Here is a 632-nt window from a genome sequence, read left to right on the forward strand (position 1 = left end):
GTGCCGGCCCGGCGAAACCCGGCATGGCCAGCGCATCGCCGGCCAGCACATCGCCGGGTAGCGCCACGGGATGCCCCCCGGGACGTCGGGGCGGGAGTGTTATCCCTGCTGACCCGGGTCGCTCATCTGGACCGGCGCGGTCGGGAACTTGCCCGATTTGGCCACCACTTCCGGGTCCTCGTTCGCCGCCGGCAGGTAGACATGCGGCAGGATCGTGTTCAACTGCGCGATCACCTGGTCGGTGATGTCCACCTGCGGCCCGTGCAGCACCGCCCCGCCCGACTGCATCACCAGGGTCAGGCCGCGCGATTTCGATACCGAGGCGACGACCTGCCCGACCTCGCGCTGTACCTGGTTCATCGCGATCTGGATGTCTTCCTGCAGGATCCGGTTGCGGTTGCCGAATTTCCGCTGGTCGGCCGCCACGCGCTGCTGCAGCGCGCGCTGCTGGGCCTCGGCCTTGTCGCGCGGCGCGGACATCATGCGCTGGCGCAGGGTCTGGACCTCGGTCTCCTCGGCGCGGACGTCGTGGATCAGCGCGTCGCGCCGGCCGGCCATCTCCTGCTCGACCTGCTGCACGGCGACCGATTGGCGCATGATCTCGGCCGGGTCGAACAGGCCGATCACCGGCG

1 protein-coding gene is annotated in these 632 nt (G+C 70.1%); it reads right to left on the minus strand.

Annotated elements, in window-relative coordinates; translation table 11 throughout:
- Window positions 1–99 precede the first annotated feature (99 nt).
- Window positions 100–632 (minus strand): OmpH family outer membrane protein (locus HUK84_RS21875; protein WP_176642000.1); only part of this gene is annotated, 533 nt, incomplete at its 5' end.

Origin of the sequence: Nguyenibacter vanlangensis, from assembly GCF_013376155.1 — a bacterium.
GTDB lineage: Bacteria > Pseudomonadota > Alphaproteobacteria > Acetobacterales > Acetobacteraceae > Gluconacetobacter > Gluconacetobacter vanlangensis.